This is a genomic window from Achromobacter sp. Marseille-Q4954 (assembly GCF_943737025.1).
Classification (GTDB): domain Bacteria; phylum Pseudomonadota; class Gammaproteobacteria; order Burkholderiales; family Burkholderiaceae_B; genus Achromobacter; species Achromobacter bronchisepticus_A.
Genome location: NZ_CALSFQ010000002.1, coordinates 534,574 through 553,683, shown reverse-complemented (window position 1 = coordinate 553,683; position 19,110 = coordinate 534,574). Strand labels below are relative to the sequence as shown.

Here is a 19,110-nt window from a genome sequence, read left to right as displayed (position 1 = left end):
CCGACAGGAGGAACCGCAGGTGCCCACATCCCCGCCAGCCCATCCGCACGCTCCCTTGCGCCTCTACCACGCCCGTGGCGGCGCAAGCGGGGACGCCTGCGCCCGTGGCGGCGAAATCGGGCCGCGCCTTTATTCACACTTGCGGCAACGCGGATTCAATGCCCTGCTGCTGCCGGCGCCCTGGCTGCAGGGGCCGGAAAGCGCCTCGCCCGCCCCGCTGGATGCCGACAGCGCGCAGCTGGCAGGCGGGCGCGTGCCCATGGCCGACTGGATCGAGCAGGCCGCAGGGCAGCTCGCCGAACACGGCCTGGCCCTGTACCTCGATATCGTCATGGACCGCTGCGCCGTCGGCGCCGTAGCCGACACGGCTGGCCCCGGCTGGTACCAACCGCCTGCCGAAAACCCCGCGCGCGATCCGCGCATGAGCGCCGACGTGCGCGAGGCGCTGCACTTGCGTCCGGGGCCGCCGCCGCCCGGCTTTGTGGAGACCTGGAGCAAACGGCTGCGGCGCTGGTTCGAACGCGGCGCCGCAGGCTACGTCTTCCATGCGCCGCAATGCCTGCCGGCCCAGGACTGGGCGGCATTGGCGGCGGCGTTGCGCGGTCCGGATCGCGCCGCGCAACTGTTTGCCTGGGCGCAGGGACTGACGCCCGAGTCGCTGACGGCCTTGCGCGGCGCGGGCCTGGACGGCCTGTGCTCGTCCTTGCCCTGGTGGGACTGCAAATCCGGCTGGCTGGCGGAGGAAGACCGCAGGCTGCGCGCCATTGCACCCGTCATTGCCGCGCCGCCGCGCGACGTCTCGGACAAGCGCGGCGCCTGGGCCGCGGCGCTATGCGCGGATGTCCTGATGTTCGATGGCGAGGACGATGCCCGCCTGCCCGACGTAGCCGAGGCCAATCGCTGGTTTGCGCAAGCCGGATTGCGCGGCCCGCTGCGTCTGGCCGGCGGGCGCGACGGCCACTGCACCATGCTGCTGCGCGAATGCGCGGCCGGCACCGCCGTCCTGGCGCTCAACCCGTCGGATACGGAGGAAGCAAGCGTGGATTGGGACGCGCTGGCGCCGCTGCTGCCGCCGGCCGATTTCCTGTCCGAAGGCGTGCCGGACGGCCTGGCGCCGCAAGGCAATGCCATTGCGCCCGCGGGCTGCGCCATGTATCTGCTCGAACCCACGCATCCCGTGCGCGAAGCTTCGCGGCATGTGGCGCGCCGCCAGGACGGCGCCGCCAGCCAGCGCATCGTGGTCGAGCAGGTCAGCCCCACCGTGGATGGCGGCGCCTTCCCCATCAAGAGCATCCCGCATGAGCGGATTCCGGTGCGCGCCGACATCTACATGGACGGCCATGAACTGCTGGCCGCCGAACTGCGCTGGCGCGCGGCCGACGAAAGTTCGTGGCGCGCAGCGCCCTTCACGCGCGGCTTGAACGACCGCTGGGAAGCCTCGTTCCGTCCGCGCCGCATCGGGCCGCACGAGTTCGTGGTGCATGCCTGGCTGGACGCCTGGCAGACCTTCCGCCATGACTTCGAGGTGAAACACCAGGCCGGCGTGGACCTGCGCCTGGAAGTGGAGGAAGGCCTGCTGATGCTGCGCGCGGCGCTGGCGCGCGCCCGCAACGCCTCGCACCCCGGCGCCATGACGTTGCGCAACACGCTGCAGAGATTCGCCAAGGCCGCCGAAGACGAACCGGCTCCGCCCACACCGCAACAGATCGATGCGCTGCTGGACGAGGATCTGGCCGGCACCATGCGCGAACTGGACGACCGCCCTTTCGAATACGTCAGCCCCGCGCCCTATCCGGTCTGGGTGGATCGCGGCCAGGCCTGCCACGCCAGCTGGTATGAGCTGTTTCCGCGTTCGCAATCCGCGCTGCCCGGTCAGCATGGCACCTTCGACGACGTCATTGCGCGGCTGCCGGACGTGCGCGAGATGGGATTCGACGTGCTCTATCTCCCGCCCATCCATCCCATCGGGCAACGCAACCGCAAGGGACGCAACAATAGCCTGCGCGCCGAGCCCGGCGACGTAGGCAGTCCCTATGCCATCGGTTCTGCCGACGGCGGGCACGATGCGGTTGAACCGCTGCTGGGCGGGCTGGACGGCTTCCTGCGGCTGGTGGACGCGGCCCGCGCCCACGGCATGGAAGTGGCGCTGGACTTCGCGATCCAGTGCTCCCCGGACCATCCCTGGCTGGCGCGGCACGCGGACTGGTTCTCCTGGCGTCCGGACGGTTCGCTGCGCTATGCCGAGAATCCGCCGAAGAAGTACCAGGACATTGTCAATGTCGCCTTCTACGGCGCCGTCGCCCGCCGCGCGCGCAAGCTGACCCTGTGGCGCGGGCTGCGCGACGTGGTGCTGTTCTGGGTGCAGCATGGCGTGCGCACCTTCCGGGTCGACAACCCACATACCAAGCCGCTGCCGTTCTGGCAGTGGCTGATCGCGGAGGTCCACGCGCAGCATCCCGACGTGATCTTCCTGTCGGAAGCCTTTACCCGGCCCAAGATGATGTACCGGCTGGCGAAGATCGGCTTCACCCAGTCCTACACCTACTTCACCTGGCGCAATGACAAGGCGGAATTGGAGGCCTATCTGGAGGAAGTCTCCACGCCGCCCGCCGCCGATTTCTTCCGGCCGCACTTCTTCGTCAACACGCCGGACATCAACCCCTACTTCCTGCAGTCCTCGGGCCGCCCGGGCTTTCTGATACGCGCTGCGCTGGCGGCGCTGGGGTCCGGCCTGTGGGGCATGTACAGCGGCTTCGAACTGTGCGAGTCGGCCGCCTTGCCGGGCAAGGAAGAGTACCTGGACTCCGAGAAGTACGAGTTGCGCCAGCGCGACTGGTTTGCGCCGGGCAACATCCGCGCGGAGATCACCCGCCTGAACCAGATCCGGCGCGCCAACCCGGCCCTGCAGAGCCATCGGGGCCTGACCCTGGCGAATAGCGGCAACGACCGCGTGCTGGCGTTCTGCAAGTCCACGCCAGGCCGCGGCAATTTCATCCTCGCGGTCATCAGCCTGGATCCCTTCCAGCCGCAGACGGCGCGCATCGAGGCGCCATTCTGGCTGTTCGGCGAGGCCGACACGGGCCGGCTGATCGCAGAAGACCTGCTGGCTGAACGCAGCGAGCCATGGCAGGGGCAGATCCGCGAACTGACGCTGCATCCCGATCAACCCTATCGCGTGTGGCGCTTGTCGCTGCATGGATGACGCCGCGCGCCCATTGCCATGATCAGTGAAACCCAACCTCTCCAGGACGACGGCCTTTGGTACAAGGATGCGGTCATCTATCAGCTGCACGTCAAGTCATTCTTCGACTCGAACGGCGACGGCGTGGGCGATCTGCCCGGCCTGATCTCCAAGCTGGACTACATCTCCAGCCTGGGCGTCAACACGATCTGGCTGCTGCCCTTCTATCCGTCGCCGCGCCGCGACGACGGCTACGACATCGCCGACTACCGTGGGGTGCATGCGGATTACGGCACCGTGGCCGACGTGAGGAAGCTGATCCGCGCGGCCCACGCCCGTGGCCTGCGCGTCATCACCGAACTGGTGGTCAACCATACTTCCGATCAGCACCCCTGGTTCCGCCGCGCGCGGGCGGCCAAACCCGGATCGGCCGCGCGCAACTTCTACGTCTGGTCGGACAACGACAAGGCCTATGCGGGTACGCGCGTCATCTTCTGCGACACCGAGAAATCCAACTGGACCTGGGACCCCGAGGCCGGCGCCTATTTCTGGCACCGCTTCTACTCGCACCAGCCCGACCTGAACTACGACAATCCGCAGGTGCTCAAGGAAGTGCTGGCCGTGATGCGCTATTGGCTGGACATGGGCGTGGACGGCTTGCGCCTGGACGCGGTGCCGTACCTGGTCGAACGTGAAGGCACCAACAACGAAAACCTGCCCGAAACGCACGAGGTGCTCAAGCGCATCCGGGCCGTGATCGACGCCGAGTATCCCAACCGGCTGCTGCTGGCCGAGGCCAACCAGTGGCCGGAGGACGCGCAGGAATACTTCGGCGCCGGCGACGAATGCCATATGTCCTTCCATTTCCCGCTGATGCCGCGCATGTACATGGCGATCGCGCAGGAGGACCGCTTCCCCATCATCGACATCATGCGCCAGACGCCGGACATTCCCGCGTCCTGCCAATGGGCGATCTTCCTGCGCAACCATGATGAGCTGACGCTGGAAATGGTCACCAGCCGCGAACGCGACTATCTGTGGAACGTGTACGCGGCGGACCCGCGCGCCCGCATCAACCTGGGCATCCGGCGCCGGTTGGCGCCGCTGCTGGAACGCGACCGGCGCAGGGTCGAGCTGATGAACAGCCTGCTGCTGTCCATGCCGGGCACGCCCGTGCTGTATTACGGCGACGAGCTGGGCATGGGCGACAACGTGCACCTGGGCGACCGCGACGGCGTGCGCACGCCGATGCAATGGTCGCCCGACCGCAACGGCGGCTTCTCGCGCGCCGACCCCGAACAGCTGCCGCTGCCGGTGCTCATGGGCCCGCTGTACGGCTATGAAGCGGTGAACGTGGAGGCGCAACAGCGCGATCCGCATTCCCTGTTGAACTGGACCCGGCGCCTGCTGGCGCAGCGCCGACAAAGCCATGCGTTCGGACGCGGCGCCTTGCGCTTCATCTTCGCGGGCAACCGGAAGATCCTGGCCTATCTGCGCCAATGGCAGGACACCACCATCCTGTGCGTGGCCAACCTGTCCAAGGCCGCGCAGCCGGTGGAACTGCAACTGCAGGAGTTCAACGGCCGCGTGCCGGTGGAAATGCTGGGCGGCACGCCGTTCCCCGCGGTAGGCGAGCTGCCCTACCTCCTGACCCTGCCGCCTTACGCCTTTTATTGGCTGGACCTGAGCAACCAGGCTGCCCCGCCCGACTGGCATGCCAGCACGCCCGAACAGATGCCGGAGCTGACCACCCTGGTGCTGCGCGCGCATGGCGGCGCGGCCTTGACGGACGCGTCCCGCGCCACGCTGGAGCGAGAAGTGCTGCCCCAGTACCTGGCGCGCCAGCGCTGGTATCCGGGCAAGCAGCCGCCGGCGCGCGCACGCCTTGCCTACGCCACGCCATTCACCGGCGCGGATGGCGAGTACTACTGGGCCGAGGTCGAGCCCGAAGACGGCGTCGACGGCCTGCGCGCGCAGGCGCCTTTCGTGCTGGTCTGGGACGAGGCCGCCGCCGTGCAGTATGCGATCGCCCGGGTGCGGCGCGGCGCGGAAGTCGGCGTGCTGGCGGACGCTTTCCTGCAGCCCGGCTTCGTGCGCACGGTCGTTCAGGCCATGCAGCAGGGCCGCGAGCTCGACGGCCGCAGCGGCGGCAAGCCCGGCGACAAGCCGGGGGTCATCCGCTTCCTGCCCGAAGCAGGCCTGGCCGACCTGAACGTCGCCGGGGACGGCGAACTGCAATGGCTGACAGGAGAACAGTCCAACAGCTCGGTCGTTGTCGATGGCAAGCTGATACTGAAGCTGATCCGCGCCGTCCAGCCCGGCGGATCGCCCGAGTTGGAGATGACCCGCTACCTGACGCGCGCCGGCTACGCCAACATGCCGGCGCTGCTGGGCGAGGTGCAACGGGAGGACGCCGACGGCGTGGTCCATACGCTGGCGGTGGCGCACCGCTATGTCGCCAACGAGGGCGACGCCTGGAACTGGACGCTGGATCTGCTCAAGCGCACGCTGGACAATGCGCTGCTGGTGAACCAGAGTCCTGACGAGTTCGCCCAGGACCTGCAAGGCTACGCCGCAATGGCCGCCACCATGGGCGAGCGCCTGGCGCAGATGCACAACCTGTTGTCGCAGGCCACCGACGACCCCGCGTTCCAGCCGCGCGCTGCCCGCCAGGCGGATGCCGATGCGCACGCGCGGCACGTCCAGGGCCTGCTGGAACGCGCGGAAAAGAACTTGCGCGCGCAACTTGGCGAACTGGAGGCCCCTTCGCGCGCCTGCGCCGAATGGTACTTCGAGCACCGCTCCCGGCTGGCGGCGCGCGTGGCGGCGATGGCGCAGGCCGAGACCGGCGCCTTGCGCCTGCGCGTGCACGGCGACTTCCATCTTGGGCAGGTGCTGGTGGCGCAGGCGGACGCCTATCTGATCGACTTCGAGGGCGAACCCGTCAGCAGCGTGCAGGCGCGCCGCGCCCTCGCCTTGCCCTGCAAGGATGTGGCGGGCATGCTGCGTTCGTTCGACTATGCCGCCGCCTCGATCGCCCGCAGCGACATCATCGGCGGCGCGCCGACCGACGCCAATGCCGGCGCGGGCGAAACGCCGGGCGCGCCTGTCGCGCCAGCGGAACTGCGCGACCTGCTGTTGGCGCGCTTTCGCCAGACCGCCAGCCAGGCCTTCCTGCAAGGCTACCGCGATGCGCGCACCTCGGCGCTTGTCCCGCCTGCGGCCGACGACGCGCTGCTGGCCCTGGCGCAACTGGAGAAGGCCGCCTATGAAGTGAGCTACGAGGCCGCGCATCGCCCCGACTGGATTTCGATACCGCTGTGCGCCCTGGTGGAGCTGGCGCGCGGCCTGCTGCTGTCGGCCGCGGTGGATGAGGAGGACGCGTCATCATGAGCCAGGACATGCCCGCAGGCGGCAGCCTCAGCGCCACCTCACCCGTCGAACTGGCTGCGCTGGCCTGCGGCCTGCACAGCGATCCTTATGCCTTCCTGGGGCCACACGAGGGAGAAGTGCGCGTGTATGTCCCCGGCGCGCGGGCTGTCGCGGCGCTGGACGGCGCCGGTGCGCGCATCCCCTTGCGCGAACAGGGCCAGGGACTGTTTCTTGGACGCGTTCCTCAAGCCCGCTCCGGCGACGGCGGCTCGTACCGTCTGGCGATCCAGTGGCCCGATGCCGAACAGATCACCGCCGACCCCTATGCCTTCGGCACCCTGCTGGAAGACGGCACGCTGGAGGAGCTGGCGCAAGGCGCATGGCGCAGCGTCGGCACAGCCCTGGGCGCGCGGCTGATGGAAATCGACGGCGTGGCAGGACTGCGCTGCGCGGTATGGGCGCCGAACGCCCAACGCGTGGCGGTGGTGGGCGATTTCAACGCCTGGGACAGCCGCCGGCACGGCATGCGCCTGCGGCACCGCGCCGGCGTTTGGGAGATCTTCATCCCGGGCGTGCAGGCCGGCGAACGCTACAAGTTCGCCATCACCGACCGCGCCGGCAATCAGCGCCTCAAGGCCGATCCGCTGGCGCGGCGCAGCGAAGCGCCGCCGGCCACGGCCTCGGTGGTGGAGGACGGCGCCGGCTATCCGTGGGAAGACCAGGCCTGGATGGCGCAACGGCGCTCGCGCCAATCCTCGGACGCGCCGCTGTCCATCTACGAAGTGCATGCGGGCTCCTGGCTGCCAGACGACCCGGACTCGCGCGCCTGCATCTGGGACCGGCTGGCCGACAAGCTGCCGGCCTACGCCCGCGCCATGGGTTTCAGCCATGTGGAGTTGCTGCCCGTCATGGAGCATCCCTTCGGCGGGTCCTGGGGTTATCAGCCGCTGGGCATGTTCGCGCCCGCGGCCCGCTATGGTCCGCCCGCCGCCTTCGCCCGTTTCGTCGACCGCTGCCACCACGCGGGCATCGGCGTGATCCTGGACTGGGTGCCGGCGCACTTCCCGGACGACGCGCACGGCCTGGCCCGCTTTGACGGCACCGCGCTGTACGAGTACGAGGATCCGCGCGAAGGCTATCACCCGGACTGGCACACCATGGTCTACAACCTGGGCCGCACGGAGGTGCAGGCTTTCATGATCGCCAGCGCGCTGCATTGGTTGCAGCGCTTCCATGTCGACGGCCTGAGGGTGGACGCGGTCGCGTCCATGCTCTACCGCGACTACAGCCGCCAGCCCGGCCAATGGATCCCCAACCGCTACGGCGGCCGCGAAAACCTGGAGGCGGTGCAGTTCCTGCAGGCGCTCAACGGCATCGTGCGACATGAAGTGCCGGACGCCATCATGATCGCCGAGGAATCGACGGCCTGGCCCGGCGTCACCGCGCCGGTCAGCGACGGCGGGCTGGGCTTTCACTACAAATGGAACATGGGCTGGATGCACGACACCTTGCGCTACCTGTCCGAGGACCCCGTGCACCGCAAGCATCACCACCATGACATCACCTTCAGCATGGTGTATGCGTACAGCGAGCGCTTCATCCTGCCTCTATCGCACGACGAGGTGGTGCACGGCAAGGGCTCGCTGCTGGCCAAGATGCCGGGCGACGCGGCCGCCAGGCTCGCCAACCTGCGCGCCTACCTCGGCTTCATGTGGGCCCATCCGGGCAAGAAGCTGCTCTTCATGGGCGGCGAAATGGCACAGCCCAGGGAATGGAACCATGACGTCCCGCTGGATTGGGACCTGCTGGACCGCCCCGGCCACCTGGGCATACAGCGGCTGGTTGCCGACCTGAATGGCCTGTACCGCGGAGTGCCGGCGCTGCATGCGCTGGATGCCGATCCGGCGGGCTTCGCCTGGACGATCCTGGACGACCGGGACAACAGCGTGGTCGCATTCATCCGCAGCGACGGCGTCCATCATGTGCTCGCGGTCGCCAATTTCACGCCGGTGGCGCGGCATGACTACCGCATCGGCGTGCCTCGGGCCGGCCGCTGGGCGGAAAGGCTGAATACCGACTCCACGCACTACGGCGGATCCGGCCAGGGCAACCAGGGCGGCGCCAGCACCGGCCTCAGCGCGTCCCATGGGCAGCCCCAGGCCTTGTCCTTGACCTTGCCGCCGCTGTCCACCCTGTTTCTGCTCTACGAAGGTTGAACGCATATGGATCCCTCCCAATTCACGCGCATCGCCGGCGGCCAGCCCCATCCGCTGGGCGCGGTCAGCGACGGCCTGGGCGTGAACTTCGCGGTGTTCTCGGCCAACGCCACGCGTATCGAGCTGTGCCTGTTCGATCCCAAGGGCCGCAAGGAACTGCGCCGCTTCGACCTGCCGGAATGCACCGACGAGATCTGGCACGGCTACCTGCCCGACGCGCATCCCGGGCTGGTGTACGGCTATCGCGCCCACGGCCCTCACGATCCGCGCAACGGGCACCGTTTCAATCCCCACAAGCTGCTGCTCGATCCCTACGCGCGCCAGTTGACCGGGCCGCTGCATTGGAGCGATGCGCTGTTCGGCTATCGCATGAAGCATGCGCGCGCCGACCTCAGCATCGACCGGCGCGATAGCGCGCCCGCCATGCCCAAGGCCATCGTGGCCGAGGAAACGCCCTTCACCTGGGGCAACAGCCGGCCGCCGGCCACGGCCTGGAACGATACCGTGATCTACGAGGTGCACGTGCGCGGCGCCTCCATGCTGCGCGAAGACCTGCGCCAGCCCTTGCGCGGCACCTGCTCCGCGCTGGCCGACCCGCGCTTCATCGAACACCTGCAACGGCTGGGCGTGACGGCCGTGGAGCTGCTGCCCGTCCATGCGTTCCTGCAGGACCGCTTCCTGACCGAACGCGGCCTGCGCAACTACTGGGGCTACAGCACGCTATCGTATTTTGCGCCGGAGCCCGCCTACCTGCAGCACAACCCGAACGAACTGCGCCAGGCTATCCGCCGGCTGCATGCCGCCGGCATCGAAGTGATCCTGGACGTGGTCTACAACCACACGTGCGAGGGCAGCGAGCTGGGGCCCACGCTGTCCTGGCGCGGACTGGATAACGCCAGCTACTACCGCCTGGTGCCGGGCGATGAACGCTACTACATCAACGACACCGGCTGCGGCAACACCGTCAACCTGTCGCATCCGCGCGTCCTGCAAATGGTCACGGATTCGCTGCGCTATTGGGCGCAATCCTATGGCGTTGACGGCTTCCGCTTCGACCTGGGCGTCACCCTGGGCCGCGAAGGCACCGGCTATGACCCGGGTTCGGGCTTCTTCGACGCCGTGCTGCAGGACCCTGCCCTTGCCCGCCTGAAACTGATTTCCGAACCCTGGGACGTGGGCCCGGATGGCTACCAACTGGGTAACCATCCGCCCGGATTCGCCGAGTGGAACGACAAGTTCCGCGACGCCACCCGCCGCTATTGGCGCGGGGATCCCGCCATGCGCGGCGAGATGGCGGCGCGCTTGTGCGGATCGCGCGACCTGTTCGACCGCCGCCACCGGCGCCCCTGGAGCAGCGTCAACTACGTGGCCTCGCACGACGGCTTCACGCTGGCCGACATCGTCAGCTACGACGGCAGCCACAACCAGGCCAACGGAGAAGGCGGCAACGACGGCCACGGCGAGAACTACAGCCATAACTGGGGCGCCGAAGGCCCGACCGGGGACGCCGCCATCCTGGACATCCGGAAACGGGTGCAGCGGGCTCAGCTGGCCTGCGTGTTCCTGGCCGATGGCACGCCGATGCTGCTGGCGGGCGACGAATTCGGCAACAGCCAGGAAGGCAATAACAATGCCTATTGCCAGGACAACGCACTGTCGTGGCTGGACTGGACGCAAGCGCAGGCTGACGACGGTCGTGAGCTATCCCGCTACGCGGCGCGCCTGATCGCATTGCGCCGCGCCCACCCCAGCACGCGCGCCGCGCGCTACGGCGACGCGGGCCAGCAGCTCGCGCCTGGCGTGAAAGCCATCTCCTGGTTCGATCCAGCAGGCGCCGAACTGGACGCCGCCGCCTGGGAGTCGGAGGCCAATGCCCTGGTCCTGCGCCGCGCCGCCTGCCGCGAAGACGGCAGCGTCGACGTAACGTTGCTGTTGCTGAATCCAGGCGCGGAGGACGCGGTTTTTCAGATGCCGCCGCCCGAGCTGGCCTGGATCCGCGAGCTGGATTCCGCCACGCAGGCGCCTGCCGCGCCCTTGTCGGAGCCCGCCGTCACGGTGGCCGCGCGCAGCGTGGTGTTGCTGGCGGCGACCTACGTGCCGGGAGATCCGCCATGACATACGACTATGCATCCGGCGCAATCCCGCTGGAGAGCGGCGTCACGCGCTTTCGGCTGTGGGCGCCGACCGCGCCCGCCGGCTTCGCGCTCGAGGTCGAAGGGCATCCTGCAATCGCCCTGCGTCCCGGCCCGGACGGCTACGTGCAGGCCGACGTGGACTGCCCCGTCGGCGCCCGCTATCGCTACCGCCTCGACGCGGACACGGTCGCGCCCGATCCGGCCTCGCGCCTGCAGTACGGCGACGTGCATGGCGACAGCATCGTAGTCGCGCCGGATGCCTACCCCTGGCGCTACGGCAGCTGGCGCGGACGGCCCTGGGAGGATGCCGTGCTGTACGAAACCCATGCCGGCCTGGAGGGAGGCTATGCGGGCCTGCTGGCGCGGCTGCCGGAGCTGGCGGCGCTGGGCGTGACCTTGCTGGAGTTGATGCCCATTGCCGACTTCCCCGGGCCGCGCAACTGGGGCTATGACGGCGTGCTGCCCTATGCGCCCGACGCGGCCTACGGCACGCCCGACGAGCTCAAGCGCCTGATCGACGAGGCCCATGGGCTGGAAATGGGCGTGATGCTGGACGTGGTCTACAACCATTTCGGACCCGACGGCAATTACCTGCCGCGCTATGCCGCGCCGTTCTTCAGGCAAGACGTCGCCACGCCCTGGGGCGACGCCATCGACTTCCGTCAGCCGGCGGTCAGCCAGTTCTTCAAGGACAACGCGCTGTACTGGCTGACCGAGTACCGCTTCGACGGGCTGCGCCTGGACGCCGTGCATGCGATCGCGGGCCAAGAATGGCTGCATGAGCTGGCCCAGCACCTGCGACAGCATATTCCGCCCGAACGCTACGTGCATCTGGTGCTGGAGAACGACGACAACCGCGCCAGCCTGCTGCAAGGCGATTTCGATGCGCAATGGAATGACGACGCGCATCATGCCCTGCATTGCCTCCTGACCGGCGAAAGCCACGGCTATTACGCCGACTACAGCGCCCTGCCGGCCCAGGCGCTGGCGCGCTGCCTGGCCGAAGGCTGGCTGTACCAGGGGCAGCGTTCACCCTACCGCGGCGGACAGCCGCGGGGCGAACCCAGCGCGGAACTGCCGCCGACCGCCTTCGTGCTGTTCCTGCAGAACCATGACCAGACCGGCAACCGTGCGGGCGGCGAACGCCTGGCCAGCCTGGTGGACAGTCCCGCCCGGCTGCGCGCCGCGGTCGCGTTGCAGTTGCTGTCGCCGCAGATCCCGCTGATCTTCATGGGCGAGGAACGCGGCGCGCGCACGCCGTTCCACTACTTCACCAGCCATGCCGACCCGGCCCTGGCGCAAGCGGTGCGCGACGGCCGGCGGCGCGAGTTCTCGCGCTTTCCCGAATTCCAGGGCGCGGGCGCGCTGTCCGACCCGAACGATCCCGCGACCTACCTGGCCAGCAAACCGCGCGCCAGCGCCGCGGACGCGCATGCCTGGATGCGGGACTACGCGGTCCTGCTGCATCTGCGCGCCCGCCTGATCGCGCCGCGGCTGGCTGGCGCGGTCAGCCTGGGCGCGGCCGCCATCGGCGAACGCGGCGTGTACGCGCGCTGGCAACTGGCGGGCGGCGCGCGCCTGACGGTCTATGCGAACTTCGGCCCCGATCGCCTGGCGCTGCCCGAGGCCTTGCAGGCGGGCGTCGAGGCCTATGCCACGCTGCTCTTCGAATCCGTGGCCGGCGCGCGCGACGCGCTGGTCCAGGGCGAGGTGTGCGGCGACAGCACCGTGTGGCTGCTGGAGGAGCCGGCATGACCACCACGCCCGCCGGCGATCCGGCCTTGTCCGCGCTGGCCGCCAAAGCCGGCATCGCCGAACATTGGACCGACGCGCGCCAGCGTCCGCGGCAGGTGTCGCCGGATACATTACGGCTGCTGCTGGAGGGCATGGGCCTGCCGGCGGGCAACGCCCATGACATCCGCGATAGCGACCATCGCCTGGGCGTGGAGCTCGGGGCCCGGCTGCCGCCCCTGCTGGTCGCGCGCAGCGGCATGCCTGCCTCCCTGCCCGCTTGCGCGCGCGGCCGCTACCGCATCGTGTGCGAGTCCGGGCTGACCTGCGACGGCGAGGTCGCAGAAGACGGCAGCCTGATCGCGCCGCAGGAGCCGGGATATCACTCGCTGCATTTGGCATGCGGCCAGACCGTGCTCGCGGTGGCTCCCCGGCAAGCGCCCAGCCTGGACGATCTGACCGATGGCATGCGACCGCGCGCCTGGGGACTATGCGCGCAGGTCTACAGTCTCAGGCGCGATGCCGGCCAAGCTGGCGAAGGCGGCTTCGGCGGCTTTGGCGCGGTGCGCGAGCTGGCCGCCGCTGCCGCGGCCGAGGGCGCCGACGCGCTCGCCATCAGCCCGGTGCACGCCATGTTTGCCGCGCAACCGCAGCGCTGCAGTCCCTACGCGCCATCCAGCCGCTTGTTCCTGAACACCCTGTACGCGGATCCCGCCGCCGTCCTCGGTGACGATGCCTTGCACCGGGCGCTGGCCGAGTTGGCCGCCCAGCCGCCCGTAACCGACTTGATAGATTGGCCATCGGCCGGGATATGGCGGCAGCGCCTGCTGCGCGCGCTACACCGCCAGTTCCGCACAATCGGACCAGAGGATGCCCGCCAGCGCTACGAAGCGTTCTGCGTCCGCCGCGGCAAGGCGCTGCGCGACCACGCCGTATTCGAAGCCTTGCATGCCGCCCAGGCAGCGCATGGCGCACACCACCTGCCCTGGACGCAATGGGCCGCGGGCCTGCGCGATCCGGACTCGCCGGAAGTCGAGCGATATGCGCGGCAGCATCCGGTCGAGGTCGACTTCCATCGCTACGCCCAATGGCTGGCCGCCGAAAGCCTGGGCCACGCGCAGAAGGCGGCGCGCCGCGCCGGCATGCGCGTGGGGCTGATCTCCGACCTGGCCGTGGGCGACAGTCCGGACGGCAGCCACGCCTGGAGCCGCCAGACCGACCTGATGCCAGGACTGTCCATAGGCGCGCCGCCCGACATCCACAATCCGCAAGGACAGAACTGGAATCTGGCCGCGTTCTCGCCGCGCGCGATGCATGCCCAAGGCTACGCGGCCTACATCGACATGTTGCGCGCCGCGCTGGCTCACGCTGGCGGCCTGCGCATCGATCACATCCTGGGCATGGCGCGGCTGTGGCTGGTACCGGATGGACTGGCCGCCGATGCGGGCGCCTATCTGCGTTATCCGTTGCGCGAACTGCTGGCGCTGACGGCGCTGGAAGCCTGGCGCCACCGCGCGCTTGCCATCGGCGAAAACCTGGGCACGGTGCCTGAAGGCTTCAACCGCGAACTGGCGGATCACGGCATCCTGGGCATGAATGTGCTGTGGTTCATGCGGCAGGAGCCTGACATGACCGCGCCGCCGTCTGAGCCGCCCAAGCCGGCGCCTTTTCTTGCCGCCGAAGACTGGCCCGTCCAGGCCGTGGCCATGACCTCGACCCACGACCTGCCGACCTTGCGCGGCTGGTGGGCCGAGCGCGACATCGACGTGCGCGCCGAACTGAACCTGCTGGGCGGCGGCGATGACGAGGCCACGCTGCGGCACAACCGGCGCATGGACCGCAGCTTGCTTGCGCAAGCCCTGGGCTGCGCCGTCGACCCCGCGCGGCCACCGCTGGAGGACATGCTGCGCTTCGTGTCTTCCAGCCCTTGTCCCCTGCTGCTGGTGCCCATGGAAGACCTGGCGGGCGAACTGGAACAGCCCAACCTTCCCGGCACAGTGGATCAGCATCCCAACTGGCGTCGACGCCTGGCCGCAAGCAGCGCGGCGTGCTTCGCCGACCCAGCCGTGCAAGGCCGGCTGCAAGCCCTGCGCACGGGGCGGAGTCGGCCATGACCATGCCGCGCGCCACGGTCCGCCTGCAACTGCATGCCGGCTACACGCTGCACGACGCCCACGCCTGCGTGGACTACTACGCGGACCTCGGGGTCAGCCACCTCTACCTGTCGCCCATCACCTGCGCCCGCCCCGGCTCGACGCATGGCTATGACGTCATCGACCATGGCGCGGTCAATCCGGAGCTGGGCGGAGAGTCCGCGCTGAGGGACCTGGCCCGGGCGGCCCGCCGGCGCGGGCTGGGCCTCATCGCGGACATCGTGCCCAACCACATGGCGGCACACCCCGCCAATGCCTGGTGGCGCGATGTGCTCGAACACGGCGCCGCAAGCGCGCATGCGCGCTGCTTCGACATCGACTGGAACGCGCCGGATCCCGCGCTGCGCGGCAAAGTCCTGCTGCCCATCCTGCCCGACTCCTACGGCGAGTCGCTGAATCAAGGCGTAATGGCGCTGCGCCACGACGCCACTACCGGGCGCGTCGAACTGGAGGTCTCGGGCCAGCGTTATCCCGTGGCGCCGGAATCGCTTGCGCGCGGGCTCGATCCGCAAACCCTGCTGCGCCGCTGCGACCCGGCGCGCGCATCCGGCCGCGAACGCCTGCACCGGCTGCTGCAGAGCCAGCATTACCGGCTGGCCTGGTGGCGTTGCGCTGCCGATCAGATCAATTGGCGGCGCTTCTTCGAGATCAGCGAGCTCGTGGGCGTACGGGTCGAGGACGAAGCCGTCTTCGATGCCGTGCATGCGCTGCCGCTGCGCCTGTACGCGCAAGGCCTGCTCGACGGACTGCGCATCGACCACATCGACGGACTGGCCGCGCCGGGCGCCTATCTGCGCAGGCTGAATCGATGCCTGGCCGAAGCCGGAGCCAGCCGTCCGCCGGCTTGCGCCCAATCGCAAGCCTATCTGGTGGCGGAGAAGATCCTGGCGTCGGACGAAGCGCCCGATGGGCGCTGGCAGCTGCATGGCACCACCGGCTACGACTTCATGGATCAGGTCGGCGCCTTGCTGCACGACCCGCAGGCCGAAGCGCCGCTGCGGGCGTTCTGGCAGATGCTCACGGGCGATCTGCGCACGCCGCAGCGCCAGCTGGAAGCGGCGCGCACGCGCATGCTGCAGCGGCACTTTTCCGCGGAACGCCTGGCGCTGGTCCGCTGCCTGGAACGTTTGGCGCGGCACGACCGCCGCACCCGCGACTGGTCCGCACCGGCCATGGACCGCGTGCTGTCCGCGTGGCTGGCGGCCTTTCCGGTGTACCGGACCTATGCCGAGGACGGCGGGCGCAGCGACGCGGACCGCGACCGCTGCGATGCAGCCGCGCAACGCGCCGCAACCCTCCTGCGCGCCCTTCCCGGCTCGGCTGACGCCGCCTTGCTGGCGCAATTGGATCGTTGGCTGAGCGGACTCCCCGCCGACCCCGCAACGGCGGATCATGCCGCCGCGCCGCTCGCGCAAGGTGAAACGGAAGCTGCGCAATCCCTGCGCCGGTTCCAGCAACTGACGCCGCCGCTGGCCGCCAAAGCGCTGGAAGACACGCTGTTCTATCGCTACGGCCCGCTGCTGTCGCGCAATGAAGTCGGCGCATCGCCGCAGCGGTTCGCGCTGGCGCCCGAGGCTTTCCATGCTCTGGTCGAAGCGCGGGCGCGCGAATTCCCCCACGCCATGCTGGCCACGGCCACGCATGACCACAAACGCGGGGAGGACGCGCGCGCGCGGCTGGCGGTGCTATCGGAAATGCCGCAAGCCTGGCGCAAGACCGCGTATCGCTGGATCCATGCCCTGCCCGACGCCGGGCAACTCACCTTGGCGGACCGCTACCTGCTGGTGCAGACGCTGATCGGGGCTTGGCCCGCCGGCTGGGATGCCGACATCATCGAACAGCGGCCGGCAAGCGTGGCCGCATGGATCGAGCGCGTGGCGCAGTGGCAGCTCAAGGCGCTGCGCGAAGCCAAGCTCCATACCAGTTGGACGGATCCTGACTCCGCTTATGAAGCCGCCGGGCTTGGCGCACTGGAGTTTCTGCGGGACGCGGCCCCCGGCCGGCGCCTGCTGGCCGAAATCGCCGCATACGCCCTGGAGCTGGCCCCCGCCGGCATGATCAACAGCCTGGCGCAGACGCTGTTGCGCAACACGTTGCCGGGCGTGCCGGATCTGTACCAGGGTACGGAGTTCTGGGACGTAAGCCTGGTCGACCCTGATAACCGGCGCGCGGTCGACTATCCGCCGCGGATAGCCATGCTGGCCCGCGCTCGCGCCAGCGCCGCCGTCCGACCCAGCGCAGCGGACTGGCGTAGCGGCGCGGTGAAGCAGGCCCTGATCCAGCGCCTGCTGTCGGCGCGGCTGCGCCACTCTGCATTGTTCGGCCAGGGCGAGTGCATCCCCCTGGCTGCAACCGGGACGCATGCACGGCACGTCGTCGCCTGGCTGCGGTGTCATGAAGACGAGTGTGCCGTGATCGCCGCGCCGCGGCTGTGCGCCCTGCGCCTGTCCGGCTACGCTCGCGGCGAGCCGCGGGCGGCGCGGGAATTCTGGGCCGACACCGCGCTGTGCCTGCCCGATGCGGTCAGGGACCTGGCGTGGCGCGATGCAATGGGCGACGAAAAGGCGCGGCGCGGCGCCGACGGTGCGCTGCCCTTGCCCGATCTGCTGTGCGAACTGCCGGTAGCACTGTGGCTGTCACCGGCGGCTTGACGCTTCAATGACGATGCATGAAGCACAAACGGCCTTGTCCGCCCACAGCGGGACAAGGCCGTCCTTACCGCGATACCCGCCCGACTACAGGGCCCGGAACACGCGGTCTATGAGTCAGCGCGGCATCTTGCTTTGCTGGCCCGGGTTCTGGCCAGGTTGCTGCCGATCCTTGTCGGCATGCTGGCCGGATTGGCCGGGCTGCTGCTGCCCGGGCTGATTGCGGTCCCTGGGGTTTTCCTGGGCCTGTTGCTTCTGTTGCTGCTTTTGCTGGTCGGGCTGGTTCTGATTGGGCATTGCAAGTCTCCTGGAAGACGGAAAAAGCTCCGCCGCATTCCATACAGCAACCCGCGTGCCCAAACCCGCGCGGCGGTCAGCCCGCAGCCCCGCGTACGAGGGGACGCAAGGACCGCCGGTAAAGTCCGGCCAGATTGGTAAAAAATACGCTGCGCGCCCTATTGCGTGGCCGCGTGGCGTTTGCCGCGCGCTGACTGCGGTTCCTGGGCGGAAGCGTCGTAGGCGTCGAGCCAGGATGACGCATAGGCGGCGGGCGCGGCCAACGGTTCGCCCTGGTCGCGTTGCGTGCGCAGCCGCACCGTCAATTCGTCCAGCGGCATGGGGCGGCCCAGCGCAAAGCCCTGGCCGTAGCGGCAGCCGGCCGCGCGCAAGGCGGGAATGTCCGCCACGTTTTCGACGCCTTCGGCCACCACCCGGCGGCCGAGCCGGTTCGCCAGTTCCGCGGCGGTGCGCAACACTTCGAAGGCGACCGCGCTGCGGCGCATGCGCGTTACGAAATACTGGTCGATCTTGACCTCGGACAGCGGCAGCGCCGACAGCAGCTTCAGCGAAGCGTGGCCGGTGCCGAAATCGTCCAGGCTGACCTCGCAGCCGGCATTCTCGAGCTTGAGCAGCGTGGCGCGCAGCACGTCGAGTTCGCGGATGGGCTGGTCTTCCGTCAGTTCCACGCGCACCAGCGACGCGGGCAGCTCAGCCGCATAGATGCGGTCCAGCAGGAAATCCACCGCGGCCTCGTCCGACAAGGTGGAGGCAGGCGCGTTGATGGCCACGGGAATGGCGATGCCGGCGCGCCGCATCGTCAGCAGCATGTCTATGGCACGCAGGCAGACGCGCTCGAAAAGCACCTTGTCCAGGCCCAGGCGGTTGACGGCGGGAATGAAGTCGGAAGGCATGATGATGCCCAGGCGGCGATGCCGCCAGCGAGCCAGCGCTTCGGCCGACACGATCCGGCCTGTCAGCAGGTCCACCTGCGGTTGCAACAGCATGCGCAGGCCATCCTTGCCGGTGATCATGGCGGCGATCTCGTCGTCGCTCGCCACCGAGTCTGTGGAAGCCTCTTGATTCGACATCATGTCGATACTCCTTGCGCGCCCCTGGGCGAAAACCTGCGCTGTCCGGGCGCAGAAAGAGGCACATTGGACTGAGTATTCCCAGCTACAGCGCTTTTTGTATGCCATTTCCAGACTTTCTTCCAGGCAATTCTGCGCCGCTGCGGCGGCAAAGTCACATATATGTATCCATACGTATTAAGCTGCTCGGATTCATGAATGAAACGGCCTTTCCGGCCCCGGCCGCCGCCCTCGTCGGAAAGCCTTGTCGACATGGTAGGGTTTGCGACTACCGCCCTGCCGGGCCCACCGCCGCTGCTGCTGTATT

Annotated in this window: 9 protein-coding genes; 7 read left to right on the top strand and 2 right to left on the bottom strand. The window is 68.9% G+C overall.

What is annotated here, in order from left to right; genetic code table 11:
• The first annotated feature begins 19 nt into the window (after positions 1-19).
• Genes NGK62_RS20580 through treY form a run of 7 tightly spaced genes read left to right on the top strand, consistent with a single transcriptional unit; the run spans position 20 to position 17,439 of the window.
• Complete coding sequence (locus NGK62_RS20580; RefSeq protein ID WP_251880073.1) at positions 20-3,202, top strand: alpha-1,4-glucan--maltose-1-phosphate maltosyltransferase; 3,183 nt, start codon at positions 20-22, stop codon at positions 3,200-3,202.
• Between the two features lie 18 nt (positions 3,203-3,220).
• Complete coding sequence (gene treS / locus NGK62_RS20575) at positions 3,221-6,574, top strand: maltose alpha-D-glucosyltransferase (RefSeq protein WP_251880071.1); 3,354 nt, start codon at positions 3,221-3,223, stop codon at positions 6,572-6,574.
• A complete protein-coding gene (glgB, locus tag NGK62_RS20570; protein WP_251880069.1) occupies positions 6,571-8,769 on the top strand; it encodes a 1,4-alpha-glucan branching protein GlgB in 2,199 nt (732 codons plus the stop codon). Before treS ends, glgB begins: the two co-directional genes overlap by 4 nt.
• 6 nt (positions 8,770-8,775) lie before the next feature.
• Complete coding sequence (gene glgX, locus NGK62_RS20565; protein ID WP_251880068.1) at positions 8,776-10,884, top strand: glycogen debranching protein GlgX; 2,109 nt, start codon at positions 8,776-8,778, stop codon at positions 10,882-10,884.
• Positions 10,881-12,659, top strand: coding sequence for a malto-oligosyltrehalose trehalohydrolase (gene treZ, locus NGK62_RS20560; RefSeq protein WP_251880066.1), 1,779 nt, complete (start codon positions 10,881-10,883; stop codon positions 12,657-12,659). Before glgX ends, treZ begins: the two co-directional genes overlap by 4 nt.
• The gene (gene malQ, locus NGK62_RS20555) at positions 12,656-14,749 is read left to right on the top strand and encodes a 4-alpha-glucanotransferase (RefSeq protein WP_251880063.1); all 2,094 of its coding nucleotides are present in this window, start codon (positions 12,656-12,658) and stop codon (positions 14,747-14,749) included. The genes treZ and malQ overlap by 4 nt, the downstream gene beginning before the upstream one ends.
• Before the next feature lie 2 nt (positions 14,750-14,751).
• On the top strand, positions 14,752-17,439 hold the full coding sequence (gene treY, locus NGK62_RS20550; RefSeq protein WP_251880911.1) for a malto-oligosyltrehalose synthase: 2,688 nt from the start codon (positions 14,752-14,754) through the stop codon (positions 17,437-17,439).
• Positions 17,440-17,553: 114 nt separating this feature from the next.
• On the opposite strand, the gene NGK62_RS20545 is transcribed toward treY, so the two are convergent.
• Together NGK62_RS20545 and NGK62_RS20540 are read right to left on the bottom strand one after the other, a co-directional pair.
• Positions 17,554-17,733 carry a hypothetical protein gene (locus NGK62_RS20545; protein WP_059376020.1) on the bottom strand — a complete coding sequence of 60 codons (180 nt, stop codon included), beginning with the start codon at positions 17,731-17,733 and terminating at the stop codon, positions 17,554-17,556.
• Positions 17,734-17,891: 158 nt separating this feature from the next.
• Positions 17,892-18,806: an EAL domain-containing protein gene (locus NGK62_RS20540; protein ID WP_251880061.1), complete on the bottom strand. Its 915-nt coding sequence runs from the start codon at positions 18,804-18,806 to the stop codon at positions 17,892-17,894.
• Between the last annotated feature and the right edge of the window lie 304 nt (positions 18,807-19,110).

Bases quoted from the DNA above. Each gene is read 5' to 3' on its own strand.
- treS (WP_251880071.1), top strand. From the start codon at position 3,221: ATGATCAGTGAAACCCAACCTCTCCAGGACGACGGCCTTTGGTACAAG.
- glgB (WP_251880069.1), top strand. From the start codon at position 6,571: ATGAGCCAGGACATGCCCGCAGGCGGCAGCCTCAGCGCCACCTCACCC.
- glgX (WP_251880068.1), top strand. From the start codon at position 8,776: ATGGATCCCTCCCAATTCACGCGCATCGCCGGCGGCCAGCCCCATCCG.
- treZ (WP_251880066.1), top strand. From the start codon at position 10,881: ATGACATACGACTATGCATCCGGCGCAATCCCGCTGGAGAGCGGCGTC.
- malQ (WP_251880063.1), top strand. From the start codon at position 12,656: ATGACCACCACGCCCGCCGGCGATCCGGCCTTGTCCGCGCTGGCCGCC.
- treY (WP_251880911.1), top strand. From the start codon at position 14,752: ATGCCGCGCGCCACGGTCCGCCTGCAACTGCATGCCGGCTACACGCTG.
- NGK62_RS20545 (WP_059376020.1), bottom strand. From the start codon at position 17,733: ATGCCCAATCAGAACCAGCCCGACCAGCAAAAGCAGCAACAGAAGCAA.
- NGK62_RS20540 (WP_251880061.1), bottom strand. From the start codon at position 18,806: ATGATGTCGAATCAAGAGGCTTCCACAGACTCGGTGGCGAGCGACGAC.